The following is a 26,288-nucleotide window of genomic DNA, read 5'->3' as shown; positions in this document are numbered from 1 at the left end:
CCGGTAGTACTACCGGGCCAGGAGGTCGTGATGTACCGGATCCAGACCTACAACAACATCGCGGTGCGCGGGCTGGACCGCTTCCCGCGCGATCATTACGAGGTCGCGTCGGATATCAATCAGCCGGACGCGCTGATGTTGCGCTCGTTCGACCTGCATTCCGTGGAGATCCCGGACTCGGTCCTCGCGGTCGGGCGAGCGGGCAGCGGGGTGAACAACATCCCGGTGGAAGCCTTGTCGGAGCGCGGCGTGGCGGTATTCAACGCCCCGGGCGCCAACGCCAACGCGGTGAAGGAGCTGGTGATCGCCGGTCTGTTGCTGGCCGCGCGCAATCTGCTGCCGGCCGCGGGTTATGTCCAGGAGCTGGACCCCACCAAGGAGGACTTCATGTCCGCGGTGGAGCAGGGCAAGAAGAAATTCACCGGCTTCGAGCTGCCGGGCCGGCGGCTGGCCGTCCTGGGCCTGGGCGCGATCGGGGTGGGCGTGGCCAACGCCGCCCGCGCGCTGGGCATGGAGGTGGTCGGCTTCGATCCCAAGGTCACGGTGGAGAATGCCTGGCGGCTGGATTCCGGCATCGAGCGGGCCCGCTCGGTCGAGGCGGCCCTGGAGGGTGCCGACGCGGTCACCGTCCACGTGCCATTGACCGAGAATACCGCCAACCTGGTCAATGCGAAGAACCTGGGGGGCATGAACACCGGGGCGATGGTCCTGAACCTGGCGCGTGAGGGCATCGTCGATGACGAGGCCGTGCGCGAAGGGCTGGATGCCGAGCGCCTGCACGCCTACATCACGGACTTCCCCGTGCAGGGGATGGTGGGCCACCCGCGCGTGATCACCCTGCCGCACCTGGGGGCCTCGACGACCGAATCCGAGGAAAACTGTGCGGTGATGATTGCCGACCAGCTCCGCGACTACCTGGAAAACGGCAACGTGGTGAATTCCGTCAACCTGCCGACGCTGGTGCTCGGTCGCAAGGGCGACACGCGCATTGCGATCGTCAACCGCAACCTGCCGGATCGCGTCGGACGCATCTCGCACACCCTGGGCGAGTCGAACATCAACATCCTGCACTTGATGAACGACTCGCGCGGCGATCTGGCGTACACCCTGCTGGACGTCGATGGCCATCCCGATGCGGCCACGCTGGACGCGTTGCACCGGATCGACGGCGTGTTGCGGGCCCGGGTGCTCTAGGTCGTGGCGGGGGATTCGCATTCGTCGCAGGCCGCGAGCGAGCCAGAGGACCTGGCGGCCCTGCGTGCACGCATCGACGCCCTGGACGCCGAGCTGCTCGAACGCCTGAGCGAGCGGGCCCGCTGCGCCGAGGCCGTGGCCCGGGTCAAGCGCCGCCAGGAGAGCGATCCGGTGTTTTATCGACCGGAGCGCGAGGCGGAGATCCTGCGCCGGGTGCGCGAGCAGAATCCCGGTCCGCTGTCGGGCGAGGCGGTCACCCGGCTGTTCCGCGAGATCATGTCGGAATGCCTGGCACTGGAGCATCCGCTTCATGTGGCGTATCTCGGGCCGGTCGGGACCTTCACGCACCTGGCGGCGCGCAAGCACTTCGGACATGCGGTGGAAACCCAGCCGCTCGCCTCCATCGATGCCGTTTTCGGCGCGGTGGAAACCGGCCGCGCGCAGTTCGGCGTCGTCCCCATCGAGAACAGCTCCGAGGGCGTGGTAACGCATACCGTCGATTGCTTCATGGACTCCTCGCTGCAGATCTGCGGCGAGGTCGTGACCCCGATTCATCACCACCTGCTGGCGCAGGCCGAGGATCTTGGCCAGATCCAGCGTGTACTGGCCCATGCGCAGGCACTCGCGCAGTGCCGCCAGTGGCTGGATACGGCATTGCCTCACGCCGAACGGGAGGCGGTTTCCAGCAACGCCCGGGCGGCCGAGATCGCGGCCCAGGATCCCGCAGCCGCGGCCCTGGCCAGCCAGGCGGCGGCCGAGCACTACAACGTCCCGGTCCGCGCGCAGCATGTGGAGGATCGCGCCGACAACACGACGCGCTTCCTGATCATCGGCGCCGGGACGACCGAGCCCAGTGGCGCCGACCGCACCTCGGTGATGCTGAGCACCGCCAACCGCCCGGGGTCACTGTATTCGCTGCTCAAGCCGATCGCCGAGGCCGGGATCAGCCTGACCCGCATCGAGTCGCGCCCGTCGCGCTGCACACCCTGGAACTACGTGTTCTTCCTCGATCTTATCGGTCACCAGCAGGACCCGCTGATCCGCGATTGTCTGGAGCAGCTGCGAGCCAGCGCCGACACCGTGAAGGTTCTGGGGAGCTATCCCCAGGCCGCCACCTGATTCGCCTACCCGACGTCCTTATCCGAATGGCCGAGGTTTTCCGCATGGCATCCAATCCCTCCGCATCCACTGCGGCCGGCGCGGCGTTTGATCCGGTCGCGCTCGCGGTCGCCGGTGTCCAGGGTCTGAGCCCGTATCAGCCGGGCAAGCCGGTGGCCGCGCTCGAGCGCGAACTGGGGATTACCCAGGCGATCAAGCTGGCCTCCAACGAAAACCCATTGGGGCCGTCACCGCTCGCGGTGGAGGCGGGGAGGGCGGCCCTGGCCGAGGCGCACGTCTATCCCGACGGCAATGGCTTCGAACTGAAGGCCCGTCTGGCCGAGCGCCACGGGGTGACGCCGGACCAGATCACCCTGGGCAACGGTTCCAACGAAGTGCTGGAACTGATCGCCCGCACCTGGCTCGCGCCGGGGCGCGCGGCCGTGTTTTCCGCACACGCGTTCGCCGTCTATCCACTGGTGACGCAGGCGGTGGGTGCCGAGGCACGGGTGGCGCCGGCACTGGCCGCCGACCATCCGTTGCAGCCCTTCGGGCATGACCTGGACGCGATGCGCGCCCGGGTGGACGAGGATGTTCGGGTGGTGTTCGTGGCCAACCCGAACAACCCGACCGGGACCTGGCTGGATGGCCGGACGCTGGAGGCCTTCGTGGCGGCGATGCCGGCGACCACCGTGGTCGTGGTGGACGAGGCATATTTCGAGTATGTCGAGGAGGCCGGGTATCCGGACACCACCCGGTGGCTTGAGCGCTATCCGAACCTGGTCGTGACCCGGACCTTTTCCAAGATCCAGGGCCTGGCCGGCCTGCGTCTCGGGTATGCCGTCAGCTCTCCGGAGATCGCGGATCTGCTGAACCGCGTGCGCCAGCCCTTCAACGTCAATGCCATCGCTCAGGCCGCCGGCCTGGCGGCGCTGGACGATGTCGAGCATGTGGCGAAGTCGGTCGCCATCAACCGCGAAGGGCTCCGGCAGGTCAGTGCGGCCCTGCGCGAGCTGGGCTTGCGCGTGATCCCGTCGGTCGGCAATTTCGTCACCTTCGACACGGACCGCGAGCCTGGCCCGGTATACGAGGCCCTGCTGCGCGAGGGCGTGATCACGCGCCCGGTCGAGAACTACGGACTGCCCGGGCATCTGCGCGTGACCGTCTCCACCCACGAGGACAACGCCCGCTTCCTCGCGGCGCTCCACAAGGCGCTGGCGTGATCGAACGGCTGGTGATCTTCGGGGTCGGCCTGATCGGCGGCTCCCTGGCCCTGGCCCTGCGCGAGGCAGGCGCGGTGCGCGAGGTGGTGGGTTGCTCGCGCAACGCGGACAACCTGCGCGAGGCGCAGCGCCTGGGCGTGATCGACCGGTGGACCACGGACATCGCGGCAGCCGCCGAGGGCGCCGACATGGGTGTGCTCGCGGTCCCGCTGGGTGCCATGGAGCCACTGGCCCGCGAGCTCGCGGCGGCCTGGCCCGAGGACAGCCCGTTGACCGACGTGGGCAGCAGCAAGCAAGCCGTGATCGACGCCGTGGGCTCCGGGTTCGGCGGCCTCCCGCGCGCCTTCGTACCGGGCCACCCGATCGCCGGCACGGAGAAGAGCGGGGTGACGGCGGCCTTTCCCAGCCTGTTCCGTGATCGCCTGGTGATCCTGACGCCGGCGGATGCCACGAACCCGCTGGCGACCGACCGGGTCGCCGCAATGTGGCAGGCCGCAGGCGCCCGGGTCGAGTACATGACACCGGCACACCACGATCGCGTCCTGGCGGCGACCAGCCATCTACCGCATGTGCTGGCCTTCACGCTGGTATCGTCGCTCGCCAACATGAGCGAGCGTGACGAGATCTTTCACTACGCCGCCGGTGGCTTTCGCGACTTCACGCGGATCGCCTCCAGCGATCCGGTGGTCTGGCGCGATATCTGCCTGGCCAATCGCGACGCCATCCTCGAGGTGATCGGACAATACCAGGCCGATCTGGAGAACCTGCGCGCGGCGATCGAGGGCCGGGATGCCGCGACCATCGAACGAAGCTTTGAACACGCCAAAGAAACCCGCGATCGCCTGTGCGACCCCGCGGATGCACAACTGGATACCTGAAACCCGATGAATACCTTTACCGTACAGCCCGGGGGCCAGCTTGCGGGCCATGCCCGCGTGCCGGGCGACAAGTCGATCTCGCACCGCGCGATCATGCTGGGTGCGCTCGCCGAGGGCGAGACGCATGTGACCGGCTTTCTTGAAGGCGCGGATTGCATCGCGACCCTGGAGGCGTTCCGCGCCATGGGCGTGGCCATCGAGCGGACCGGCCCGGGTGGCGTGCGCATCCAGGGCGCCGGGCTGCATGGCCTGAAGGCCCCCTCCGCGGCGCTGGATATGGGCAACTCGGGTACCGCGATGCGCCTGCTGTGTGGCGTCCTCGCGGGTCAGGCGTTCGACAGCGAACTGGTGGGGGATCGCTCCCTGAGCGGGCGGCCGATGCGCCGGGTCACCGAGCCGCTGGCAGCGATGGGCGCCCGGATCGATACCAGCGAGGCCGGGACGCCGCCGCTGCGTGTGCACGGCGGAGCACCGCTACGAGGGACCGATCATGTGCTCAAAGTGGCCAGTGCCCAGGTGAAATCGGCCCTGCTGCTGGCCGGTCTGTGGGCCGATGGCCGGACCTGCGTGACCGAGCCGGCGCCCACGCGCGATCACACCGAGCGGATGCTGGCCGGGTTTGGCTACCCGGTCGAGCGCGACGGGCCGCGCGCCTGTGTCCACGGCGGCGGCCGGCTGGTCGCGAGCCCGGTCGACGTGCCGGCGGATATCTCCTCGGCGGCATTCTTCCTGGTCGGGGCCTCGATCGCCTCCGGCTCGCGCATGCGCCTGGAACATGTCGGGATCAACCCGACCCGCACCGGGGTGATCGACATTCTGCGCCTGATGGGCGCCGAGATCCGCGTGCTGGACGAGCGTGAGGCGGGCGGCGAGCCGGTAGCCGACCTGGAGGTCGAGGCCGCGGCCCTGAAGGGTATCCAGATCCCCGAGCACCTTGTGCCACTGGCGATCGATGAATTTCCCGCGATCTTCGTTGCGGCCGCCTGCGCCCAGGGCGAAACCGTCCTGACCGGAGCCGAGGAGCTGCGGGTGAAGGAAAGCGACCGCATCCAGGTGATGGCCGATGGCCTGATGACCCTGGGCGTGGATTGCGAGGTCCAGCCGGACGGGATCCGGATCCGGGGCGGCGACGGGTTTGGCGGCGGCGAAGTCGACAGCCACGGCGACCACCGGATCGCGATGTCCTTCGCGATGGCGGGCTTGCGTGCCCGTGCCCCCATCCGCATCCGTGACTGCGCGAACGTGAGTACATCCTTTCCCGGCTTCGTGGAGCTGGCACGCGAGGCCGGGCTGCAACTGGAGGCGGCATGAGTTCGGAAGTTCCGGTACTGACCATTGACGGGCCCGGCGGGGCCGGAAAGGGCACGGTGTGCATGCGCGTGGCGGCCGCGATGGGGTGGCACTTGCTGGACAGCGGCGCCCTGTACCGGCTGCTCGGCCTCGCTGCGCGCCAGCACGGGGTGGAGCTGACCGACGAGGCTGCACTGGTGCGCCTGGCCGCCGGCCTCGATATGGATTTCGAGGTCAACCGCGACGCCACGGCCGTGACCACCCTCCTGGAGGGGGCTCCGGTGGACCAGCTGCTCCGCACCGAGCAAGCCGGCAGCGATGCCTCCCAGGTGGCCGCGATTCCCGCCGTGCGCGAGGCCTTGCTCGAGCGCCAGCGCGGCTTTGCCAAGGCCCCGGGGCTGGTTGCCGACGGGCGCGACATGGGCACGGTCGTGTTCCCCGAAGCGGACCTGAAGATCTTTCTGACGGCGTCGGCGGAAGAAAGGGCACGGCGGCGTTACATGCAGTTGAAGGAACAAGGACTTAGTGCTAATCTCTCCGCCCTTCAGGATGAGATGGAGGCCCGTGACCGTCGTGACCGCGAACGCAGCGTGGCCCCCCTCAAGCCCGCCGAAGATGCCTGGGAAGTGGATACCACGGACCTCGATATCGTCGGCGTGGTGGACATGATCCTGGAGCGCCTCCGGGACGTACTCCCGGAACAAAGCCCCCGCCCCGCGGAATAAGCCGTCGGAAGCGGGATCACAAACGTCTAGAACTGGTTGCAGGAAGTTTCTGCAAGCATTTGTTAAACCACAGGTTCACAAATCCATGAGTGAAAGTTTCGCGCAACTGCTCGAAGAGAGCATGGCCTACACCCAGATGCAGCCGGGTGCCATCCTCAGTGCCACCGTCATTGAGGTCACCCCGGAAGTCGTCGTGGTGAACGCCGGCCTGAAGTCCGAGGGGGTCATTCCCACCGAGCAGTTCATGAACGAGGAGGGCGAGCTCGAGGTCAAGGTCGGCGATGTCGTCGAAGTGGCCCTCGAGACCCCGGAAGACGGTTTCGGCGAGACGCGCATGTCGCGCGAGAAGGCCAAGCGTGCCAAGGCCTGGGACCGTCTCGAAGCCGCGATGGAAGAAGAGCAGTACGTCACCGGCAAGATCTCTGGCAAGGTCAAGGGCGGTTACACCGTCGAGCTGGGTGACATTCGTGCGTTCCTGCCGGGTTCACTCGTGGATGTCCGTCCGGTGCGCGATACCGCGTACCTGGAAGGCAAGGAGCTGGAATTCAAGCTCATCAAGCTGGATCGTCGCCGCAACAACGTGGTGGTCTCGCGTCGCGCCGTGGTCGAGCAGGAATACAGCGCCGAGCGCGAAGAGCTGCTGAAGAACCTGCAGGAAGGCGCTCAGGTCAAGGGTATCGTCAAGAACCTGACCGACTACGGTGCGTTCCTGGATCTGGGCGGCATCGACGGCCTGCTGCACATCACCGACATGGCCTGGAAGCGGGTCAAGCATCCGTCCGACGTGGTCGAGATCGGCGAAGAAGTCGAGGTCAAGGTGCTCAAGTTCGATCGCGAACGCATGCGCGTGTCGCTGGGCCTGAAGCAGCTGGGCGAGGATCCGTGGGAGAACATCACCCGCCGTTATCCGACTGGTACCCGCATCTTCGGCAAGGTCACCAACATCACCGACTACGGCTGCTTCGTGGAAATCGAAGACGGCGTGGAAGGCCTGGTGCACGTGTCCGAGATGGACTGGACCAACAAGAACGTCAATCCGGGCAAGATGGTCGCCATCGGTGACGAGGTCGAGGTGATGATCCTGGACCTGGACGAAGAGCGCCGCCGCATTTCGCTGGGCATGAAGCAGTGCCAGTCCAATCCCTGGGACGACTTCGCCGCCAACCACAACCGTGGCGAGAAGGTCCGTGGCCAGATCAAGTCGATCACCGATTTCGGCGTCTTTGTCGGCCTAGAAGGGGGCATCGACGGCCTGATCCACCTGTCCGACCTGTCCTGGCACGAAGCCGGGGAAGAGGCGATCCGCAACTTCAAGAAGGGTGACGAAGTCGAGGCCGTGGTCCTGTCCGTGGACCCCGAGCGCGAGCGCATCTCGCTTGGTCTGAAGCAGCTGGACCGCGACCCGTTCGCCAACTTCGTGGCCGAACACAGCAAGGGCAGCATCGTGTCGGGCACCGTGAAGGAAGTGGACGCCAAGGCCGCCGTGATCGAACTGGCCGACGGCATCGACGGCATCCTGCGGGCTGCGGATATCTCGCAGGACCGTGTTGAAGACGCGAGCACCGTGCTCAAGGTGGGCGACACCGTCGAAGCCAGGTTCATGGGCGTTGACAAGAAGACCCGCGCGATCAGCCTGTCGATCAAGGCCAAGGATCGTGCCGAGGAAGCCGAGATGGTGTCCGACTACGGCAGCAACGCCGGTAGCGGCACGACCCTGGGCGACCTGCTGAAGGAACAGATGGACAAGAACGACTAAGTCCGTTCCGCCCCGGCCCGCGGTACCAGAGGGTGCCGTGGGCCATTTTGTACCGGGAAACCGGATTTCCTTCCTGTCTGTGACGAGTGCCAGATGACCAAATCGGAATTGATCGAGAACCTCGCGCGGAAGTCGCCTCATCTACCGGCCCGGGATGTCGAGATGTCGGTCAAGGCATTGCTCGAACGCATGAGTCATGCGCTGGCCAACGGCCAACGAGTCGAGATTCGCGGCTTTGGCAGTTTTTCCCTGCATTTCCGGCCACCGCGGCTGGGACGCAACCCCAAGACCGGCGAAGGCGTTGCCTTGCCCGGCAAGCATGTCCCCCATTTCAAACCCGGCAAGGAATTGCGTGAACGGGTAAACGGCTCCGTGGAAGAGAGCGCCTAGACCGCCCATGGATGACCGGCGTCGTCAACAGGTTCGCAACGCCGTGGCCTTTGCCGCGCTGATCGTGATCTCTTCCGCTGTTGGCATTCTTGTGGTTTTGAACGAAGACCTGGTGACCCTGGCGCTTCCGGGCATCCAGATCGAGGCACCCTTGGTCGTGTTTCTCGGCATTGCGGCCCTCTTCGGGGTGGTCCTGGCCTCGCTTGTGCTGTGGCTTCGGCTGCGCCGCCTGCGCCAGAAGATCGCCGACCTTCGCGAACAGAACCATGCCCTCAAGGTCGAGGTCGAGCAGCTGCGTACCGCGCCCATGCGGGACTTCTACTAGTCGCGCGAAGTTCATGCGACGTCGTCCTTCCCTTCCTGATCACTTCGCACCCGGGAACCGTTCTCTCCCATGATCGATGACTGGTTCTGGTTGCTGCTTCCGATCGCGGCGGCTAGCGGGTGGTGGCTGGCACGTTTCGGTGTGCCGGAAGACCCCGAGGAGCGCGAGCCCTCGCTGGATCGCTATCTGGAGGGAGTGCGCCACCTGCTGGATGACCGCACGGATGATGCCCTGCAGGCCTTCATCGAGATGGTGGAGGTGGATCACGAGACCTTCGAGACCCACGTGATCCTGGGCCGACTGTTCCGGCGCCGGGGCGAGGTCGACCGGGCGATCCGCATCCACCAGAATTTGGTGGCCCGACCCACGCTGCCCGCGGCGCAACGTGCCCAGGCGCTTTGCGAACTGGGGGAGGATTTCCTCCTGGCCGGGGTGCTGGATCGAGCCGAGGCGGTGTTTCGGGAGCTGGCGGATTCGCCGCACCAGGCGGTCGCGGCGCTGGAAGGGCTGCGTCAGGTGTACGAGACGCAACGCGAGTGGGAACGGGCAATCGAGGTCGGCGAACGCCTCAAGGAGCACGGGGTTCCCCACGAAGAACAACGGCTTGCGCACTACCACTGTGAGCTGGCGCAGAATTCGCTGGACCAGGGCGACGCGGCCGCCGCCCGGACGCGCGCGGAACAGGCCGAGGTCCTGGTGCCCGGGTTGTCCCGGGCCCTGCTGATTCAGTCGGAGATCGCGGCACGGGCCGGGGAGATCCACGAGGCAATCCGGTTCGGACGCGAAGCGGTCGCCCGGACCCCGCAACTGGCGCCACTGCTGGTACCTCGAATCGAACGGTTGCATCAGGAGCTCCCCGGGGAAAACCGCCTGGGCCAGCTGGAGGAACTGCTGGATGATCTGGCCCGAAATCGCGGCATTACGATGGCGCGCATCGCACTGATGCGGTTGTACCGACGCACGGGAAGGCTGGACGCGGCCCTGGCGGAACTGGGCCAGATCCTGGCACAGCGCCCGGTACCGACATCGGGGCTGCTGGAAGCCGTGCGCTGGATGAAGATCCTCCCGGCGGTCCAGCAATACAGTACGGAATTCTCGGCATTCGAAAAGGCCCTGGCCGACCAGCTCGGGACCCAGCACCTGTACCAGTGCGTGAACTGTGGCTATCAGGGGCGAGCGCATGTATGGCAGTGCCCGAGTTGCCGCCGCTGGGATACCCTGCGCGGCCTGGATTTCGACATTGACCAGACGACGGAGGCCGCCGAGGAGGCGCTGATCCGCGAAGGGAGCCCCCACTCATGACTGTGACCCCGGAACCTGCAACACGCCTGATCGTGGCCCTCGACTTCGCCGAGGCCGATGCGGCCCTGACCTTCGCGCGCCAACTCGACCCGGCCCACTGTGCGCTGAAGGTCGGATTCGAACTGTTCGTCGTCGCCGGGCCCGACCTGCTGCACCGGCTTCACGATCTGGGTTTTAGGGTGTTTCTGGACCTGAAGTTCCATGACATCCCGAACACCGTCGCGGCCGCCTGCCGGGCGGCCGCGCGAACCGGCGTCTGGCTGATCAATGTGCATGCCAGCGGTGGCCTGGAGATGATGCGGGCGGCACACGAAGCGGTGCGCGAGACCAATGACACGAGCGCACTACTGGCGGTGACCGTACTGACTTCCAGCGACGCCGGCACCCTGCGTGAGATCGGCGTGAGCCGTGAGCCGGCGGAGCAGGTAGGCCTGCTGGGCGAACTAGCGATACAAAAGGCGGGGCTGGAGGGCCTGGTCTGTTCGGCCCAGGAGGCGGCCATGCTGCGACGCCGTCTGGGCGAACGCCCCCTCCTGGTGACCCCGGGGATCCGGCTGGAGGACGCGGCAGGGGATGACCAGAAGCGCGTGATGACTCCCGAACGGGCCCTTGCGGCCGGCGCTAGCGCCATCGTCGTCGGCCGGCCGATCACGCGGGCACAAGATCCGGCCAGGGCAATGGAGGCCTTCGTCACACGGCTGGGTGTGCCGAATGACGCTGTGGATTAAGGGGGTTTTCCCGGCCCGTTGATCCCGCTAGGATGCCCTTGGTGCAGGGATGCACCGGTCAACCAATGAAGATAAGGAGCGTTTTCATGAACAAGCTTTTTCAATGTGCGAAGTGCTGGGCCCTGGCGGGTCTTTGTGTCCTGCCACTGGTGATGGTGACCGCCTCGGGCGGGCAGCCGATCGACCTGAACGGGGCATCCGCCGAGGAACTGGCCGCACTGGACAACGTGGGCCCGGTCAAGGCGCAAGCCATTGTGGAACACCGGGAGGCCCACGGTGACTTTGCCTCGGTGCAGGCCCTGACCGAGGTTTCAGGGATCGGGGAGCGTACCGTGGAGATGAATCTCGACCGCATCGTCGTCGAGTAACGCGGTGGATGGCGGCCCCTGCCGCCATCCAGTTCCTGCCCCCGGTCGACGAGTCCGAAAGGATGCGTGGGCCGGGGGTTCGTTATGGAGCCATCAGGAGAAGGAATGAGCCAGAATCACGCCCCGATTCGTACCGCCGTTTTCCCCGTGGCCGGCATGGGCACGCGCTTTCTGCCGGCTACCAAGGCGAATCCGAAGGAGATGCTTCCAATCGTCGACAAGCCGTTGATCCAGTACGCGGCCGAGGAGGCCGTCGCGGCGGGGATCGAGACGCTGGTATTCGTCACCGGGCGCAACAAGCGTTCCATTCCGGATCACTTCGACAAGGCCTACGAGCTGGAACACGAGCTCGAGGAGCGCGGCAAGACCGAGCTTCTCGAGCAGGTCCGGAACATCGTCCCGCCCAAGGTCACGTGTGTCTACGTGCGCCAGTCCGATGCGCTGGGCCTCGGGCACGCCGTCGCCTGTGCCCATCCGATTGTCCGCAACGAGCCCTTTGCGGTCATCCTGGCCGATGACTTGATCGAATCGGCCAACGGCGGCGCGACGCGGCAGATGGTCGAGCAATACGCCGAGCACGGCTGCAGCGTGCTCGGGGTGGAAGAGGTCCCGGCGGACCGGACGCATCAATACGGGATCATCGATCCGGTGCAGACCGGTCCGCGGAGCTGGGACGTCAAGGGGATCGTGGAAAAACCCGACCCCGACCGGGCACCCTCCAATGTCGCCGTGGTGGGGCGCTACGTACTGACGCCGAAGATCTTCGAGATGCTGGCCACGCAGAAGCCGGGGGCCGGCGGCGAGATCCAGCTGACCGATGCCATCGCGCGCCTGCTGGATCTGGAGCGGGTGACGGCCTTCAACTTCGAGGGTCGGCGCTTCGACTGTGGCTCCAAGCTGGGCTACCTGGAAGCGACGGTGGAGTTCGCGCTCAACCATCCGGAGCTGAAGGACGACTTCGCGGCCTATCTACGGGACCGCTCCGCGCGCTGATCCCGGCGTCCGGCCAACGGCGGACTTCACCACCAGAAACGACGCTGGCGCGGCCGGATCGGCAGACGTCCACGCCAGTACTGGATCAGCAGGAAGCCGAAGGCCATGCCGCCCAGGTGGGCAAAATGGGCAATCCCGGCCAGCGTACCGGAGATCCCCAGGTATAACTCCAGCGCGCCGTAGCCGATGACGAAGTACTTGGCCTTGATCGGGATGGGCAGGAAGATCAGGAACAGGCGCTGGTTGGGGAACATCATGCCGAACGCCAGCAACACCCCGAATACCCCGCCCGAGGCACCGATGGTTGGATAGATCATGTCGCCGTTGCCGTGGGCGGTGACCATCAGCTGCACCAGTCCCGCACCGATCACGCAGATCAGGAAATAGATCCCGAAGGTGCGCGAACCCCACGCATTCTCGATCTGTACCCCCAGCATCCAAACGGCAAAGAGGTTCACGAACAGGTGGACCGGGCCGCCATGCAGAAAGCCGTAGGTCACCAGTTGCCACAACTGGAAGTCCGGAACCCGCATCCAGGTGCCGTCCTGGTGGATGGTCGCCGGCGTCCCGATGGGCCAGAGCCCGAAGTGACTGATCAGCCAGTCGCCCAGCCAGGGCATCGCCAGGAACAGCGCGACATTGGTGACCAGCAAAAAGCCGATCACCGGCGGCATTATGCTGAAGTCGGGATGCCGGGGATCCGGATGCGTCATGGCGCCGGGTGCCGGGTCACGATCCGCTGAAGTCGTCGGTTACGGCCCCGCGACTCGCCGAACCCACCGTACGCGCGTACTTTCCGAGGACGCCCCGGTCAAAGCGCGGGGCCGGGGCCTGCCAGGCGGCGCGCCGGCGTTCCAGTTCCGCCTCCTCGACGCGGAGCGCCAACCGGTTGTCGTCGGCATCGATTTCGATGATATCGCCATCGTGAACCAGCGCGATGGTACCGCCCGCGGCAGCCTCGGGTGCCACATGGCCGACCACCATCCCGTAGGTCCCGCCGGAAAAACGCCCGTCGGTGATCAGTCCGACCGCATCGCCGAGGCCGGCCCCGATGATGGCGGAGGTCGGCGCCAGCATCTCGCGCATTCCGGGGCCGCCACGCGGGCCCTCGTAGCGAATGACCAGGATGTCGCCCGCCTGGACCTGGCCGGCCAGGATCGCGTCCAGGCATTCTTCCTCGGAATCGAAGCAGCGAGCGGGGCCGGCGATCGCGGTCCGCTTGAGGCCGGTGATCTTGGCCACCGCGCCCTCGGTCGCGAGATTGCCCTTGAGGATGGCCAGGTGCCCGTGTGGGTACAGGGGCCGCTCCAGCGGGCGGATGATCTCCTGATCCGGGGAGGGCGTATCGGGGATCGCCGCCAGGGTCTCGGCCAGGGTGGCCCCGGTAATCGTCAGGCACTCACCGTGCATCAGCCCGGCATTCAGGAGCATCTTCATGACCTGTGGCGTGCCGCCCACCGCATGGAACTGGGTGGTGACGTAGCGCCCGGAGGGCTTCAGGTCGCATAGCACAGGGATCTTGCGGCGGATGCGCTCGACGTCATCGATGTCGAGTTGCACCTCGGCGGCGTGGGCGATCGCCAGCAGATGGAGCACCGCGTTGGTGGAGCCGCCCAGGGCCATGACCACGGCCAAAGCGTTTTCAAAGGCCTCGCGGGTCAGGATGTCGCGCGGACGGCGGTTCGCGTGGATCGCCTCCAGCAGCACCTCGGCCGATCGTGCGGCCGAGTCGCCCTTTTCCGGGTCCTCGGCGGCCTGGGTGGAGGAGCCGGGAAGGCTCATGCCCATGGCCTCGAAGGCACTGGACATGGTGTTGGCCGTGAACATGCCGCCACAGGAGCCGGCGCCCGGGCAGGCGTTACGTTCCACGCCCTGGAGGTCCTCTTCGGACAGATTACCGGCACCGTGCTGGCCCACGGCCTCGAAGGCACTGACGATGGTCAGGTCCTGCCCCTTGTAATGGCCGGGCTTGATGGTGCCGCCATAGACGAAGATGCCGGGTACGTTGAGGCGGGCCAGGGCGATCATCGCACCGGGCATGTTCTTGTCGCAGCCGCCGGTGGCCAGGATACCGTCCAGGCTCTGGCCATTGACCACGGTCTCGATGGCGTCGGCGATCACCTCGCGCGAGACCAGCGAGTACTTCATCCCGGGCGTCCCCATGGAGATGCCGTCGGAGATGGTGATGGTGCCGAAGGTCTGCGGCATACCGCCACCCTCTCGCACGGCCTGTTCGGCGCGGGCGGCGAGGGCGCCAATGCCCATGTTGCAGGGAGTGATGGTGCTGTGGGCATTGGCGATGCCCACGATCGGGCGCTGAAAGTCGTCATCCCCGAAGCCGACGGCGCGCAGCATCGCGCGGTTGGGCGTGCGGCGCGGGCCTTCGGTGACGACGCGACTGCGGCGGTTGTCCTGTGCCATGTTGCTTCCCTGTGCGGTTGGGTGGTGGAGGCGCCGGGTATGGAGACGGGGCTCGGCGACGGGCTCAATGGGCGCCGGGGTCGCCGTGGCGCGAATAACGGCCATTCATGAAGCGGTCGAAGAACTGGCCGAGGGCGGGATGCTCGATCTGCTCGCCGCCGGTATCCGGCTCCAGATGGCGTTCGGCGACGTAGGTACTGTGCGAATAACCATCCACCAGCACGTGATACCACGGTTGATCCCTGGGTGGACGACTTTTGGCCACGGTTTCGTACCATTCGTCGGAGCCGGCATACACCGGATCGACATCGACGATCACACCGCGATAATCGAACTTGGTATGGTGAACCAGCTCACCGACGGTAAAGCGTGTGCGTGTGGTCATGATCCCCTCTGTACTGCTTCGGTGCGCAATTCTCTATTGTGGACCTTCGCCGCCGGCGCGTGTTTCGAGATACGTCGTCGAGTGATGCCGATTCGCCTTGTCCGTAGTCCCTGAATACCCAATACGGTACCGCCATGAGTCGTAACCCGTCCGGCCTGGACCCCAGCTTCCACGTTCATATCCCCGAGGGCGACGATCGCGAACGACGCGTCTGCGACCATTGTGGGTTCGTTGACTACGAGAACCCGCGAATCATCGTCGGCAGCGTGGCCATCTGGGAGGATCGCGTGTTGCTTTGCCGCCGGGCCATCGAACCGCGCCGGGGTTACTGGACGCTGCCGGCCGGCTTCATGGAAAAGGGCGAGAGCCCGGCCGCCGGCGCCCGCCGCGAGGCCTGGGAGGAAGCCCGTGCCCACCTGGAAACCGATCAGTTGCTTGGGGTCTACAGCGTGGCGCATATCGGCCATGTACAGATGATCTACCGGGCGCGCCTGCTCAGTGATGCGATCGCGCCAGGCCCCGAATCGCAAGAGGTTGGTTTGTTTCGGTTCGATGACCTGCCGGGGGACCTGGCCTTCCCGTCGGTCACCTGGGCCCTGCGCCACTATCTCGACACACGCGATCAAACCGATTTTGCTCCGCGCTCGGCGCCTCTCGCCAACGCGGAAGGCGAGCCGCCCGGACTCTAGAGGACGGATCAATGTACCCGTTCGTGCGCGAGTCGCTTTTGCGTGCGGACAACGCGCGGTGACTGCCGCGCGGCCATTCTGCACGAGGCGAACCTAGTCCCCCCCACGCTGGGGCCCGTAGTGGCGGAACTTCTCCAGAACACGCTCCATTTCCGCGTCGTCCAGAAGCCGCGGCCCCCCGATCTGCAGACTGAGCACATACTGCTGTGCCAGGAGCTCAACCTCTCCGGCGAGCCACAGCGCCCGCTCCAGGTCCGGTCCGGTCGCGATCATCCCGTGGTTCGCCAGCAGGCATGCGGTGCGATCCTGCAGGGCTTCGACGGCAAGCTGCGACAGGGCTTCCGTACCAAAGGTGGCGTACGGCGCGCAGCGGATCGAGTTTCCCCCGGCGGCCGCGATCATGTAGTGGAGGGCGGGTATGTCTAGGCCCTGGATCGCCACCACGCTGGCATGGAGCGAATGTACATGGATGACCGCGCCCAACTCGGGACGCGCCTGGAGGATGGCACGGTGGAAATGCCATTCGCTGGAAGGCTTGCGATCACCGGTCCAGTGCCCGTCCCCGTCGACCTGCACCAGGTCATCCGGCTGCAGGGCTTCGTAGGGGATGCCGGAAGGCGTAATCAGCATGCCGTCGCCGTGACGCACACTGATATTGCCGGAGGTGCCCTGATTCAGGCCCCGGCGGTTGGTCTCCAGCCCGGCGTGGATGACGGCCTCGCGAAGGGCGGCCTCGTGGGTTGTGTCAGCTGACTGTTCTGGCATGTTTGCGGCGGCGAATGGATGCGGGGTGATTGTACCGGGTTCGCACGGAACCCCTCATTGGGCGTGGGGTCAACGGAGAGGGCCCGTCCGGCATGCGGGATCAAGACCGTGCTCATGGAAATCGGGCGGGCCTACCGTCTATATTGGGTCCCAATATCCGGTTCGCCAGATGCAGGCGAATCCTTTGTTCGGTACAGGGAGGAAACACCATGAAGAACGTAGCACGACTGTTTACCGCCACCACCGTGGCCGCCGCATTGACCATCGGGCTGGGCGCGACCAGCACCGTTCATGCCTTCGATGAACACGAGGCCACCATTGACTACCGCCAGGGCGTGATGCGCGCGATCGGCGGGAACGTCGGCGCCATCGCGGCCGTCGTCGTGGATGGCGCCGATTTTGGCGACAACCTGAAGATGCATACCAGCCAGCTGGTGGCGCTCAGCCAGGATATCCCGGGCCTGTTCCCGGAGGGCAGTGACTTCCCGGACACCGATGCCAAGGAAGAGATCTGGGACGACTGGGAGCACTTCAAGGAGCTCTCCAGCGACACCCAGGAGGCCGCCAAGGCCCTGCATGCGGCGGTCGAAGCGGGTGACGAAGACGAATATGCCATTCGCTTCCGCAACCTCGGGCAGTCCTGCCAGGCCTGCCACGACGACTTCCGCCGCGACTGATTCGCGGTGGTGCTGCGCAAGGAGGGGCTGACAGCCTGCCTGTCAGCCCTTTTTCTGGTGGCTGCGACGGCCCGGGCCGATGTTTCGATCGGCGAGCACGACCCGGCAGTCGGATCCGATGAGCAGATCGCCTATGGCGAGTATGTCCTGCGCGCCGGTGGCTGCGTGACCTGCCACACGGCGGACGACGGCGATTTCCTGGCCGGCGGACGGGCCATCGAGAGCCCGTTTGGCGCGTTCTACGGCCCGAATATCACTCCGGATAAGGAATACGGTATCGGAGACTGGTCGGAGGAGGACTTCAAGCGCGCCCTGCTGGAAGGCCGCGGCCCGGACGGGCGGCACTACTATCCGGCCTTTCCGTATACCGCGTACACCCGGATGCAACCGCGCGACGTGGAAGCCCTGTGGGCCTTTCTGCAGTCCGGAGTGGAACCGGTCGCCCGCGAGAACACTCCGCACGACCTGGTCTGGTATGCGCGGTTCCGGCCGTCCCTGGTGGGCTGGAAGTGGCTGCATTTCGAACCGGGAGCCTTCGAGCCCGATCCCGAGCAGTCGGACGACTGGAACCGTGGGGCCTATCTGACCAACGCCCTCGGCCACTGCATGGAGTGCCACACCCCGCGCACCCGGACCGGCGGACTGGACCTGAACCGCATCGGGGCCGGGGCCCGTCTGCCCGACGGCGATGTCGCACCGAACATCACCCCCGATCGCGAGACCGGGATCGGGCGCTGGGGCGAGCGGCATATCGCGCGCTACCTCGAGATGGGCCTGACCCGGGACGGGGACTTTGCCGGGGGCAGCATGGCCGACGTCATCGATCATGGCACCGCCCATCTTACTGATGCCGATCGGCGCGCCATCGCGGCCTATATCGGATCCCTCGATCCCATCGAGCACGAACCCGACTAGCGAGGGTGAAACAACTCACGCACCACGAGAAAGGGCCAGGTCGCAGTGACCTGGCCCTTTCTTTATATCTGGCTCCCCGGGACGGGCTCGAACCGCCGACCTAGTGATTAACAGTCACCCGCTCTACCGACTGAGCTACCGGGGAATTGGGCGCAAATCCTAATGGGGCGGGGCGAGGGCGTCAAGGAAAATCTGGCCACCTCGCGCCTTCACGCTGCCCGTTCTCGGATCAGCGGTGGCTTGCGACGAACTGGCGCAGGCGTTCCAGTGCCTTGTCGAGCTGGTCGACGCTGGTGGCAAAGGAGACGCGAACGTGGCCATGGGCCCCAAAGGCGCTGCCGGGGACGAGGGCAACGCCCACCTCGTCCAGCAGCTGCTTGGTCAGGGCCACGTCGGTGTCGATATCGGCGGCTTCCATGAGTCCGGTGACGCGCGGAAAACAGTAGAAGGTGCCATCGGGCATCCGGCAGTCGATGCCGTCGATGGCGTTGAGTCCGGCCACCACGTGGCGTGCGCGCTCGGCAAAGGCGGAACACATGGCGACCACGCAGCCCTGGTCGCCATTCAGCGCGGCCTCGGCACCGGCCTGCGCGATGGAGGTCGGGTTGGAAGTGCTCTGCGACTGGATCTTTTTCATCGCCGCGATCAGGTTCTTCGGCCCGCCGGCGTAGCCAATACGCCAGCCGGTCATCGCGTAGGCCTTGGACACACCGTTGAGGACCACGGTGCGCTCCAGCAGGTCCGGTGCGACGTTGACGATGTTCACGAACGGCGCCCCGGCAAAAAGGATGTGTTCGTACATGTCATCGGTCGCGATGACGACACGGGGATGGCGGCGCAGGACGTCGGCCAGTTCCGTCAGTTCCTCGGCCGAGTAGGCGGCCCCGGTGGGATTGGACGGGCTGTTCAGGAACACCAGGCGAGTGTTCGGGGTGATCGCGGCCTCGAGTTGCTCGCCGGTAATACGAAAACCGGCCTCCTGTTCGGCGCTGACGATCACGGGCCGGGCCCCCGCAAGCAGGGCGATATCCGGATAGGACACCCAGTAGGGCGCCGGGATCACCACCTCGTCACCGGGATTGAGCAAGGCCTGGCAGAGATTGAAGATGCTCTGCTTGCCGCCGGAGGAGACCAGGATCTGGTCGGGGGTGAACGTCAGGCCGTTGTCACGATCGAACTTGCGAATGATCGCGGCCTTCAGGCTGGCCGTGCCGTCCACCGGAGTGTACTTGGTTTCTCCGCGGGCAAGCGCGTCGATCGCGGCCTGCTTGATATGCTCGGGGGTATCGAAATCCGGTTCTCCGGCCCCCAGCCCGACAATGTCCCGGCCCTCGGCGCGCAGCTGTGCGGCCAGCGCGCTGACGGCCAGGGTGGGGGAGGGCTGGATGCGCTGGACGCGGTCGGAGAGCTCGATATCCAAGGGGTAGGCCTCTGTGTGATCGGGACAAGGGACCGCGTGGGCGGCCGGGTGCGAAATGATACTGAAATCAGGCGCGGAGGATAAGGTGCAGCCAGGCGAAGGCGAACAATTCAAGGTCGTGTCCGAGTACCAGCCGGCGGGCGATCAACCCACGGCCATCCAGGCCCTGACCGAGGGTCTGGAGGCCGGTCTGGCACACCAGGTTCTGCTTGGCGTGACCGGCTCGGGCAAGACCTTCACCATCGCCAACGTGATCGAACAGGTACAGCGTCCAACGATCATCCTCGCCCCGAACAAGACCCTGGCTGCGCAATTGTACGGGGAATTCAAGGAGTTCTTCCCGCACAACACGGTGGAGTACTTCGTTTCCTACTACGACTACTACCAGCCCGAGGCCTACGTCCCGTCGTCGGATACCTACATCGAGAAGGATGCCTCGATCAACGATCACATCGAGCAGATGCGCCTGTCGGCGACCCGCGCCCTGCTGGAACGGCGCGACGCGATCATCGTGGCCTCGGTCTCGGCGATCTATGGCCTCGGGGATCCGCGCAAGTATCTCTCCATGGTGCTGCACGTGGAGCGGGGCGACCGGATCGACCAGCGCGACCTGCTGCGCCGCCTGGCCGAGCTGCAGTACACCCGCAACGATACCGAGCTGCGCCGTGCCACCTATCGCGTGCGGGGCGAAGTCATCGACATCCATCCGGCGGAGTCCGACAACGAGGCCGTGCGCATCGAGCTGTTCGACGACGAGGTCGAGCGTCTTTCGTACTTCGACCCGCTGACCGGCGAGCAGCTGCGCACCGTACCGCGGCTGACGATCTACCCGAAGACACACTACGTGACGCCGCGCGAGACCTTGCTGGAGGCGGTGGACCACATCCGCGACGAGCTGAAGGAGCGCCTGGACTTCCTGCGCAAGGAGGATCGCCTGGTCGAGGCGCAGCGGCTGGAACAGCGGACGCTGTTCGATCTGGAGATGATCCTGGAGATCGGCTACTGCAACGGCATCGAGAACTACTCGCGCTATCTCTCCGGGCGTGCGCCGGGCGAGCCGCCGCCGACCTTCTTCGACTACCTGCCCAAGGATGCATTGCTGGTGATCGACGAATCCCACGTGTCGGTGCCGCAGGTGGGCGGGATGTACAAGGGGGACCGCTCGCGCAAGGAGACGCTGGTGGAGTACGGCTTCCGCCTGCCGTCGGCACTCGACAACCGGCCCCTGCGTTTCGAGGAGTTCGAAGCGCTGCAGCCGCAGACGATCTACGTGTCAGCTACGCCGGGCCCCTACGAGCGCGAGCACGCCGGGGCTATCGTCGATCAGGTCGTACGCCCGACCGGCCTGCTGGACCCCGTCCTCGAGGTGCGCCCGGCCGGGGCCCAGGTGGATGACTGCCTGTCCGAGGTACGCGATCGGGTGGAGCGAGATGAACGCGTACTGATCACCACGCTGACCAAGCGCATGGCCGAGGATTTGACGGACTACCTCTCGGAACACGGCGTGCGCGTGCGCTACCTGCACTCCGATATCGACACCGTCGAGCGCATGGAGATCATCCGGGACCTGCGCCTCGGCGAGTTCGACGTGCTGGTGGGCATCAACCTGCTGCGCGAGGGGCTCGATATGCCCGAGGTCTCGCTGGTGGCGATCCTCGACGCGGACAAGGAAGGCTTTCTGCGCTCCGACCGCTCGCTGATCCAGACCATCGGCCGGGCCGCTCGCAACGTGAACGGCAAGGCAATCCTGTATGCCGACAAGGTCACCGGTTCGATGCAACGCGCGATCGACGAGACCGAACGGCGGCGCGAACGACAGATCGAGCACAACAAGCTTCACGGCATCACACCCAAGGGAATCCGCAAGAACATCGCGGACATCCTCGAGGCGCGCAATGCCACGCCGGGATCCGGAGGTCGGCGCGGCCGCAAGGTGGCGGAAGAGGGCGCGGATTACCTCGGCGCGCCGGAGAACGCCGCGAAAGAGATCGAACGCCTGGAACAGGAGATGTTTGCCAAGGCCCGCGACCTCGAATTCGAGGAGGCCGCCCGCATTCGCGACCGCATCGAAAAGCTGAAGGCACTCGCGTTTCTCCCCGAAGCCTCGCTATCCTGAAAAGATGGCTCCCGCGGGAGCGTCGATCCGAGCCCCTTAGCGATGTCCGAAAACACCCCCTTGCCCCTCGGCCCGGTGATGCTCGACGTCACCGGGCTGGAACTGACCCCGGAAGACCGTGAACGCCTTCGCCATCCGGCCACCGGCGGGGTCATCCTGTTCGCCCGCAACGTGGGTGCGCCGGAACAGGTCGCCGCGCTGGTTGCGGCCATTCGTGCCGAACGCCCCGGCATCCTGATCGCCGTCGACCAGGAAGGCGGGCGGGTGCAGCGCCTGCGCGAAGGCTTCACCGCCATCCCGCCCATGCGGCAGCTGGGCCATGTCTACGATCTCGACCGCAACAAGGCCTGCGAGCTGGCGCGCGCGACCGGCGAACTGCTTGGCCGCGAACTGCGCTCCGTGGACATCGACTTCAGCTTTGCCCCGGTGCTGGACCGTGACCTGGAGATCAGCGAGGTCATCGGGGATCGTGCATTCCATCATGACCCGGACGTGATCGCGCGCCTTGCCGCGGAGCTGATCCGCGGCCTCGGGGCCGCCGGGATGGCGGCCGTCGGGAAGCATTTTCCGGGGCACGGCGCGGTGGCCGCCGACTCGCATGTGGCCCTGCCGGTGGACGACCGGCCGCTGTCCGAGATCGAGAACCAGGACCTGGAGGCCTTTCGCCCGGTCCTGGGCGATCTCGAAGGTGTCATGCCGGCCCATGTAGTGTACCCGCAGGTCGACGCCCAGCCCGCGGGCTTCTCGCGGGTCTGGCTGCAGGACATTCTGCGGCGCGAGCTGCGCTATCGCGGCGCGATCCTCAGCGATGACCTGGCCATGGTCGGGGCCGAGAAGGTGGGTGATCCAGCCGAGCGGGCCACGGCGGCGCGAGCGGCCGGCTGCGACATGGTGCTGATCTGCAACCAGCCGGAACAAGCCGACACCATTCTTTCCGCTCAGGCAGGTCAGCCCCTGTCACCCGAGGCACGGCGCCGCCTGGAGCGGTTGCGGGCGCGCCCGGTGGAGGCCGACAGACACCGGATCACCGCGCTGCGCGCACAACTGGCGCACTGGCTCCAGGCCAGCCAGCTGGCGATTGCATGAGCCCATCAAAGTGGATTGGCGCCCGCGAGCCGAGGCGCCTATAATGCGCCACCGGTTTGCAATTGAGCAGCTATTAATATTCACACTCACCACTGAAGTTGGAGATCCAAAATGGCCGACAAGCTCCTGATCGTCATGGTCAACACCGACCCGAGCAACGCTTCCGAACTGGGTGCCCCGTTCTTCCAGGCCACCGTCGCCGCCGCCATGGAATACGACGTTGAAGTCGTGATGACCGGCCGTGCCGGGGAACTCGCCAAGAAGGGTGTGGCCGAGAACCTGTTCGTGCAGGAAGGCTCCAGCAAGAGCGTCTACGACTTCATGAAGGACGCCCACGAAGCCGGCGTCGTGATGAAGGTCTGCACCCCGACCCTGGACCTGTGGGGCAACGACCTGATCCCCGAAATCGAAGAAACCGTGGGCGGCGCCTACGTGATCTCCGAGGCAATGGACGACGACACGGTCACCTTTACCTACTAAGGTCTCCGACGTTTGTTCGCTAGCCGGCCGGCCCTTGTGCCGGCCGGTTGCGTTTCCGGGGCCAGGAACGGCGAGGGCAACCTTGCCGATTGCGCGGCGCTCGGACATGATTTCCCCGCACTGACACCCTCAGGACATGCCATGAGCCCGGAACAGGCCCGAGCCACCCTGCGTGATGCCGACTGCCTCTTCAGTCGCGATGCCGTCGAGATGGCCATCGACCGCCTGGCCGAACGCACCGCGGCGGCGTTGAAGAACCGCAACCCGCTGGTGATGGGCGTGATGAACGGGGGTGTGGTGCTGATGGGCGGACTGCTGACCCGCTGGTCGTTTCCGATGCAGGTCGACTATCTCCATGCCACCCGTTATCGCGGTGGCACCCGTGGTGGTGACCAGCTCCACTGGCTGGCACGCCCGCAGGCCGCGTTGAAGGGGCGTACCGTCGTGATTGTCGACGACATCCTCGACGGCGGCATCACGCTGGAAGGGATCAAGACCTTCTGTGTAGAGCAGGGGGCCGAGCAGGTGATCTCGATCGTCCTCGTGGACAAGCACAACCCCGAGCGGGACCCCGCGATCACCGTCGATTACGCGGCCCTGGAGGCGCCCAACCGCTATCTGTTCGGATACGGCATGGACTACCAGGATTATCTGCGCAATGCTCCCGGCATCTTCGCCGTGGCCGACCACTAACCACCGACGTTCGAGGCGTTCATGTCCGCACCCCGTATTGCCGTGATTGGCGGCACCGGCCTGACCCGGCTGAAGGATCTGGAGATTACCCGGCGCCAGGTGATGCACACGCCTTTTGGCGAGCCCTCCGGGCCGCTGGTGTTCGGCCGCCTGAACGATACCGAGATCGTGTTTCTGCCGCGCCATGGTGCCCGGCATACCATCCCGCCGCACCAGGTGAACTACCGGGCGAACATCTGGGCCCTGCACAACGCCGGTATCGACAACGTGGTGGCGGTGGCCGCGGTCGGCGGGATCGCCGAGGAAATGAAACCCGGTATCGTCGCAATCCCTGACCAGATCATCGACTACACCTGGTCGCGCGCCAACACCTTCTTCGAAGGCGGCGACCTGGAAGAGGTGACCCACATCGACATGACCTGGCCGTACAGCGAGTCAGTCCGCCAGACCCTTATCCGGGCGATCGACGAGCTCGGGATCGATGCGGTGGAACACGGTACCTACGGAGCCACGCAGGGGCCGCGCCTGGAGACTGCCGCGGAGATTGACCGTCTCGAACGTGACGGCTGTGACCTCGTCGGTATGACCGGCATGCCGGAGGCGGCGCTGGCGCGCGAACTCGGGCTGAATTATGCCTGCTGTGCCGTGATCGCCAACTGGGCGGCCGGACGCGCCGAGGGCGAAATCACCATGGACGACATTGCCGCGAACCTGGACGTGGGCATGAGCCGGGTGAAGCAGATCCTCACGCACGTAATCAGCAGTCTTTCCTGACGAGAATCCGTCCCGGCCGGGGAGAGTATTCCAACGCCGGGCATTCGCCATCCGTTCCGCTATACGACACCGTCACATCCGTGGCCATTCCGCTCCAATCTACGATTTAACATAATATGTATTATGCGACATTGAGGATGGGCGGGTCTCGACCTGAATGACCGGGATGCTGCCATCGAAATCACCAACACGGGCTGCGCCAGGCTCGATCTCGCACGTCAGGCGCGCACCGCCTTTTCGATGCCCTCGGTCATCACCTCGACGAGGAAGTCGATCTGTTCCTCGGTGATCACGTACGGTGGCATCAGATAGCTCACGTTCCCCAGCGGTCGCAACAGCGCACCGCGTGTCAGGCCGTGGCGATAGATGTGCAGTCCGCGACGTTCCTGCCACGGATACGGGGTGCGCCGGGACTTGTCCTGCACCAGTTCCACCGCCGCAATCATGCCGTGCTGGCGCACGTCGGCGACATGCGGATGCGCCTTCAGTGGTTCAAGTCGTTTCTCGATATGGGCGGCAAGCTCGCGGTTTCGCTCAAGAACGGGATCGGATTCGAAGATGTCCAGTGTGGCAAGTGCGGCCCTGCACGCGAGCGGGTTCCCGGTATAGGAATGCGAATGCAGGAACATGTTGAGCTTTTCGTAATCGTCGTAGAACGCCTGGTAGATGGTATCCGTGGTCAACACCGCCGCCATGGGCAGATAGCCGGCGGTCAGTCCCTTGGACAGGCACATGAAATCGGGCGTGATCGGCCCCTGTTCGCAGGCGAACAGCGTGCCCGTGCGCCCGAAGCCGACCGCGATCTCGTCCGCGATCAGGTGGACACCGTGACGGTCGCAGGCTTCGCGCAGTAGCCGCAGGTATTCGGGGTCGTACATGCGCATGTGACCGGCGCACTGGACCAGGGGCTCCACGATGACCGCGGCGACCTCGTCGGCATGTTCCGCCAGGGCCTGCTCCATGTGGACAAACTGGCGGCGCGCCACATCGGCGCAGGTTTCGCCGTCTTCGCGGTCGAAACAATCCGGTGCCGGCACGGTGACGACGTCCAGCATCAGCGGTTCGTAGGTCGCGCTGTACAGCGGTACGTCGCTCACGGACAAGGCGCCCAGGGTCTCGCCGTGGTAGCTGTTGGACAGGCGAATGAAGCGGGTCTTCTGCGGGCGATCGACGTTGCGCCAGTAGTGAAAGCTCATCTTCAGGGCGACCTCGACCCCGGCGCTGCCGTTGTCCGCCAGGAACACCCGGTCCAGGCCTTTGGGGGTGATGTCGATCAGGCGTTCGCACAACTCGACCACCGGCTCGTGGGTGCAGCCGGCGAGGATCACATGCTCCAGCCGGTCCAGCTGGTCCTTGACCGCATCACCGATGCGCGGGTTGGCATGCCCGAAGAGGTTGACCCACCAGGAGCTGATCGCATCCAGGTAGCGGTTGCCGTCGAAATCGTGGAGCCAGACACCCTCCCCGCGCTGGATCGGGAGCAGCGGCAGGGTCCCCTCCTCCCCGTAATCCTTCATCTGGGTGCAGGGATGCCACAGGGCACGCAGGTCGCGGTTCTTGAGGGTCTCGTTGTCCATGTGGCTCATTGTGCCAAACC

At 65.7% G+C, this 26,288-nt stretch carries 27 protein-coding genes and 1 tRNA gene; 21 read left to right on the top strand and 7 right to left on the bottom strand.

Annotated features, from left to right (window positions below):
- Positions 1-30: 30 nt before the first annotated feature.
- The 13 genes from F817_RS0109245 (at position 31) to galU (ending at position 12,270) form a co-directional block, all read left to right on the top strand.
- Positions 31-1,194, top strand: coding sequence for a 3-phosphoglycerate dehydrogenase family protein (locus F817_RS0109245; RefSeq protein ID WP_024327381.1), 1,164 nt, complete (start codon positions 31-33; stop codon positions 1,192-1,194).
- Positions 1,195-1,197: 3 nt separating this feature from the next.
- Positions 1,198-2,313, top strand: coding sequence for a prephenate dehydratase (pheA, locus tag F817_RS0109240; RefSeq protein WP_024327380.1), 1,116 nt, complete (start codon positions 1,198-1,200; stop codon positions 2,311-2,313).
- 44 nt (positions 2,314-2,357) lie between these two features.
- Positions 2,358-3,515, top strand: coding sequence for a histidinol-phosphate transaminase (gene hisC / locus F817_RS0109235; protein ID WP_024327379.1), 1,158 nt, complete (start codon positions 2,358-2,360; stop codon positions 3,513-3,515).
- On the top strand, positions 3,512-4,393 hold the full coding sequence (locus F817_RS0109230) for a prephenate dehydrogenase/arogenate dehydrogenase family protein (protein WP_024327378.1): 882 nt from the start codon (positions 3,512-3,514) through the stop codon (positions 4,391-4,393). Before hisC ends, F817_RS0109230 begins: the two co-directional genes overlap by 4 nt.
- Positions 4,394-4,399: 6 nt before the next feature.
- Positions 4,400-5,704: a 3-phosphoshikimate 1-carboxyvinyltransferase gene (gene aroA, locus F817_RS0109225; RefSeq protein WP_024327377.1), complete on the top strand. Its 1,305-nt coding sequence runs from the start codon at positions 4,400-4,402 to the stop codon at positions 5,702-5,704.
- Positions 5,701-6,408, top strand: coding sequence for a (d)CMP kinase (gene cmk / locus F817_RS0109220; protein WP_024327376.1), 708 nt, complete (start codon positions 5,701-5,703; stop codon positions 6,406-6,408). The genes aroA and cmk overlap by 4 nt, the downstream gene beginning before the upstream one ends.
- Before the next feature lie 49 nt (positions 6,409-6,457).
- Positions 6,458-8,164 (top strand): 30S ribosomal protein S1, encoded by a 1,707-nt coding sequence (rpsA, locus tag F817_RS0109215; protein ID WP_255347014.1) that lies wholly within the window; start codon positions 6,458-6,460, stop codon positions 8,162-8,164.
- Between the two features lie 93 nt (positions 8,165-8,257).
- Positions 8,258-8,554: an integration host factor subunit beta gene (locus tag F817_RS0109210; protein WP_024327374.1), complete on the top strand. Its 297-nt coding sequence runs from the start codon at positions 8,258-8,260 to the stop codon at positions 8,552-8,554.
- A 7-nt stretch (positions 8,555-8,561) separates the two neighbouring features.
- A complete protein-coding gene (locus F817_RS0109205) occupies positions 8,562-8,879 on the top strand; it encodes a lipopolysaccharide assembly protein LapA domain-containing protein (RefSeq protein ID WP_024327373.1) in 318 nt (105 codons plus the stop codon).
- Positions 8,880-8,948: 69 nt separating this feature from the next.
- Entirely contained in the window at positions 8,949-10,181 is a 1,233-nt protein-coding gene (locus F817_RS0109200) for a tetratricopeptide repeat protein (RefSeq protein WP_024327372.1), read from the top strand.
- Positions 10,178-10,909, top strand: a complete 732-nt coding sequence (gene pyrF / locus F817_RS0109195; protein ID WP_029681083.1) for an orotidine-5'-phosphate decarboxylase — start codon at positions 10,178-10,180, stop codon at positions 10,907-10,909. The genes F817_RS0109200 and pyrF overlap by 4 nt, the downstream gene beginning before the upstream one ends.
- An 86-nt stretch (positions 10,910-10,995) precedes the next feature.
- Positions 10,996-11,277 carry a ComEA family DNA-binding protein gene (locus F817_RS0109190; RefSeq protein WP_024327370.1) on the top strand — a complete coding sequence of 94 codons (282 nt, stop codon included), beginning with the start codon at positions 10,996-10,998 and terminating at the stop codon, positions 11,275-11,277.
- A 105-nt stretch (positions 11,278-11,382) separates the two neighbouring features.
- The gene (galU, locus tag F817_RS0109185; protein ID WP_024327369.1) at positions 11,383-12,270 is read left to right on the top strand and encodes a UTP--glucose-1-phosphate uridylyltransferase GalU; all 888 of its coding nucleotides are present in this window, start codon (positions 11,383-11,385) and stop codon (positions 12,268-12,270) included.
- Positions 12,271-12,296: 26 nt separating this feature from the next.
- Here the strand turns inward: galU and F817_RS0109180 are convergent, their stop codons facing one another.
- The 3 genes from F817_RS0109180 to hspQ all read right to left on the bottom strand — a co-directional run bounded on the left by F817_RS0109180 (position 12,297) and on the right by hspQ (position 15,076).
- Positions 12,297-12,983: a rhomboid family intramembrane serine protease gene (locus tag F817_RS0109180; protein ID WP_024327368.1), complete on the bottom strand. Its 687-nt coding sequence runs from the start codon at positions 12,981-12,983 to the stop codon at positions 12,297-12,299.
- Between the two features lie 16 nt (positions 12,984-12,999).
- Positions 13,000-14,691 (bottom strand): dihydroxy-acid dehydratase, encoded by a 1,692-nt coding sequence (gene ilvD, locus F817_RS0109175; protein ID WP_024327367.1) that lies wholly within the window; start codon positions 14,689-14,691, stop codon positions 13,000-13,002.
- Positions 14,692-14,755: 64 nt separating this feature from the next.
- Positions 14,756-15,076, bottom strand: coding sequence for a heat shock protein HspQ (hspQ, locus tag F817_RS0109170; RefSeq protein ID WP_024327366.1), 321 nt, complete (start codon positions 15,074-15,076; stop codon positions 14,756-14,758).
- A gap of 134 nt (positions 15,077-15,210) precedes the next feature.
- Here hspQ and F817_RS0109165 point away from each other — a divergent pair, with 134 nt between their 5' ends.
- Positions 15,211-15,765, top strand: coding sequence for an NUDIX domain-containing protein (locus tag F817_RS0109165; protein WP_024327365.1), 555 nt, complete (start codon positions 15,211-15,213; stop codon positions 15,763-15,765).
- A gap of 93 nt (positions 15,766-15,858) precedes the next feature.
- On the opposite strand, the gene F817_RS0109160 is transcribed toward F817_RS0109165, so the two are convergent.
- Complete coding sequence (locus F817_RS0109160) at positions 15,859-16,530, bottom strand: class II aldolase/adducin family protein (protein ID WP_024327364.1); 672 nt, start codon at positions 16,528-16,530, stop codon at positions 15,859-15,861.
- Between the two features lie 209 nt (positions 16,531-16,739).
- On the opposite strand from F817_RS0109160, the gene F817_RS0109155 reads away from it, so the two are divergent.
- Together F817_RS0109155 and F817_RS0109150 are read left to right on the top strand one after the other, a co-directional pair.
- Positions 16,740-17,207 (top strand): cytochrome c, encoded by a 468-nt coding sequence (locus tag F817_RS0109155; protein WP_024327363.1) that lies wholly within the window; start codon positions 16,740-16,742, stop codon positions 17,205-17,207.
- Between the two features lie 27 nt (positions 17,208-17,234).
- Positions 17,235-18,122, top strand: a complete 888-nt coding sequence (locus F817_RS0109150; protein ID WP_369774213.1) for a c-type cytochrome — start codon at positions 17,235-17,237, stop codon at positions 18,120-18,122.
- A gap of 69 nt (positions 18,123-18,191) precedes the next feature.
- Here the strand turns inward: F817_RS0109150 and F817_RS0109145 are convergent.
- Both F817_RS0109145 and F817_RS0109140 read right to left on the bottom strand, forming a co-directional pair.
- Positions 18,192-18,267 (bottom strand) — tRNA-Asn (locus tag F817_RS0109145).
- Between the two features lie 84 nt (positions 18,268-18,351).
- Entirely contained in the window at positions 18,352-19,542 is a 1,191-nt protein-coding gene (locus F817_RS0109140; RefSeq protein WP_024327361.1) for a pyridoxal phosphate-dependent aminotransferase, read from the bottom strand.
- Between the two features lie 85 nt (positions 19,543-19,627).
- Between F817_RS0109140 and uvrB the strand changes: the two genes are divergently transcribed.
- The 5 genes from uvrB (at position 19,628) to F817_RS0109115 (ending at position 24,691) form a co-directional block, all read left to right on the top strand.
- Entirely contained in the window at positions 19,628-21,658 is a 2,031-nt protein-coding gene (gene uvrB / locus F817_RS0109135) for an excinuclease ABC subunit UvrB (RefSeq protein ID WP_024327360.1), read from the top strand.
- Between the two features lie 42 nt (positions 21,659-21,700).
- Positions 21,701-22,744: a beta-N-acetylhexosaminidase gene (gene nagZ, locus F817_RS0109130; RefSeq protein ID WP_024327359.1), complete on the top strand. Its 1,044-nt coding sequence runs from the start codon at positions 21,701-21,703 to the stop codon at positions 22,742-22,744.
- A 111-nt stretch (positions 22,745-22,855) separates the two neighbouring features.
- Positions 22,856-23,224: a DsrE family protein gene (locus F817_RS0109125; protein WP_018866315.1), complete on the top strand. Its 369-nt coding sequence runs from the start codon at positions 22,856-22,858 to the stop codon at positions 23,222-23,224.
- A gap of 141 nt (positions 23,225-23,365) precedes the next feature.
- Positions 23,366-23,917, top strand: coding sequence for a hypoxanthine-guanine phosphoribosyltransferase (locus tag F817_RS0109120; RefSeq protein ID WP_024327358.1), 552 nt, complete (start codon positions 23,366-23,368; stop codon positions 23,915-23,917).
- A 21-nt stretch (positions 23,918-23,938) separates the two neighbouring features.
- The gene (locus F817_RS0109115) at positions 23,939-24,691 is read left to right on the top strand and encodes an S-methyl-5'-thioinosine phosphorylase (RefSeq protein WP_024327357.1); all 753 of its coding nucleotides are present in this window, start codon (positions 23,939-23,941) and stop codon (positions 24,689-24,691) included.
- 218 nt (positions 24,692-24,909) lie between these two features.
- Here F817_RS0109115 and F817_RS0109110 read toward each other — a convergent pair whose 3' ends face one another.
- Complete coding sequence (locus F817_RS0109110; RefSeq protein ID WP_024327356.1) at positions 24,910-26,268, bottom strand: adenosylmethionine--8-amino-7-oxononanoate transaminase; 1,359 nt, start codon at positions 26,266-26,268, stop codon at positions 24,910-24,912.
- Between the last annotated feature and the right edge of the window lie 20 nt (positions 26,269-26,288).

This window comes from Thioalkalivibrio sp. AKL19, from assembly GCF_000420165.1.
Classification (GTDB): domain Bacteria; phylum Pseudomonadota; class Gammaproteobacteria; order Ectothiorhodospirales; family Ectothiorhodospiraceae; genus Thioalkalivibrio.
The sequence above is the reverse complement of the archived record's forward strand: the minus strand, read 5'-3'. Positions and strand labels throughout refer to the sequence as shown.

Coding starts and splice junctions, on each gene's coding strand:
- F817_RS0109245 (WP_024327381.1), top strand. CDS start 31: ATGTACCGGATCCAGACCTACAACAACATCGCGGTGCGCGGGCTGGAC.
- hisC (WP_024327379.1), top strand. CDS start 2,358: ATGGCATCCAATCCCTCCGCATCCACTGCGGCCGGCGCGGCGTTTGAT.
- aroA (WP_024327377.1), top strand. CDS start 4,400: ATGAATACCTTTACCGTACAGCCCGGGGGCCAGCTTGCGGGCCATGCC.
- cmk (WP_024327376.1), top strand. CDS start 5,701: ATGAGTTCGGAAGTTCCGGTACTGACCATTGACGGGCCCGGCGGGGCC.
- F817_RS0109210 (WP_024327374.1), top strand. CDS start 8,258: ATGACCAAATCGGAATTGATCGAGAACCTCGCGCGGAAGTCGCCTCAT.
- F817_RS0109205 (WP_024327373.1), top strand. CDS start 8,562: ATGGATGACCGGCGTCGTCAACAGGTTCGCAACGCCGTGGCCTTTGCC.
- F817_RS0109200 (WP_024327372.1), top strand. CDS start 8,949: ATGATCGATGACTGGTTCTGGTTGCTGCTTCCGATCGCGGCGGCTAGC.
- pyrF (WP_029681083.1), top strand. CDS start 10,178: ATGACTGTGACCCCGGAACCTGCAACACGCCTGATCGTGGCCCTCGAC.
- F817_RS0109190 (WP_024327370.1), top strand. CDS start 10,996: ATGAACAAGCTTTTTCAATGTGCGAAGTGCTGGGCCCTGGCGGGTCTT.
- galU (WP_024327369.1), top strand. CDS start 11,383: ATGAGCCAGAATCACGCCCCGATTCGTACCGCCGTTTTCCCCGTGGCC.
- F817_RS0109180 (WP_024327368.1), bottom strand. CDS start 12,983: ATGACGCATCCGGATCCCCGGCATCCCGACTTCAGCATAATGCCGCCG.
- ilvD (WP_024327367.1), bottom strand. CDS start 14,691: ATGGCACAGGACAACCGCCGCAGTCGCGTCGTCACCGAAGGCCCGCGC.
- hspQ (WP_024327366.1), bottom strand. CDS start 15,076: ATGACCACACGCACACGCTTTACCGTCGGTGAGCTGGTTCACCATACC.
- F817_RS0109165 (WP_024327365.1), top strand. CDS start 15,211: ATGAGTCGTAACCCGTCCGGCCTGGACCCCAGCTTCCACGTTCATATC.
- F817_RS0109160 (WP_024327364.1), bottom strand. CDS start 16,530: ATGCCAGAACAGTCAGCTGACACAACCCACGAGGCCGCCCTTCGCGAG.
- F817_RS0109155 (WP_024327363.1), top strand. CDS start 16,740: ATGAAGAACGTAGCACGACTGTTTACCGCCACCACCGTGGCCGCCGCA.
- nagZ (WP_024327359.1), top strand. CDS start 21,701: ATGTCCGAAAACACCCCCTTGCCCCTCGGCCCGGTGATGCTCGACGTC.
- F817_RS0109125 (WP_018866315.1), top strand. CDS start 22,856: ATGGCCGACAAGCTCCTGATCGTCATGGTCAACACCGACCCGAGCAAC.
- F817_RS0109120 (WP_024327358.1), top strand. CDS start 23,366: ATGAGCCCGGAACAGGCCCGAGCCACCCTGCGTGATGCCGACTGCCTC.
- F817_RS0109115 (WP_024327357.1), top strand. CDS start 23,939: ATGTCCGCACCCCGTATTGCCGTGATTGGCGGCACCGGCCTGACCCGG.
- F817_RS0109110 (WP_024327356.1), bottom strand. CDS start 26,268: ATGGACAACGAGACCCTCAAGAACCGCGACCTGCGTGCCCTGTGGCAT.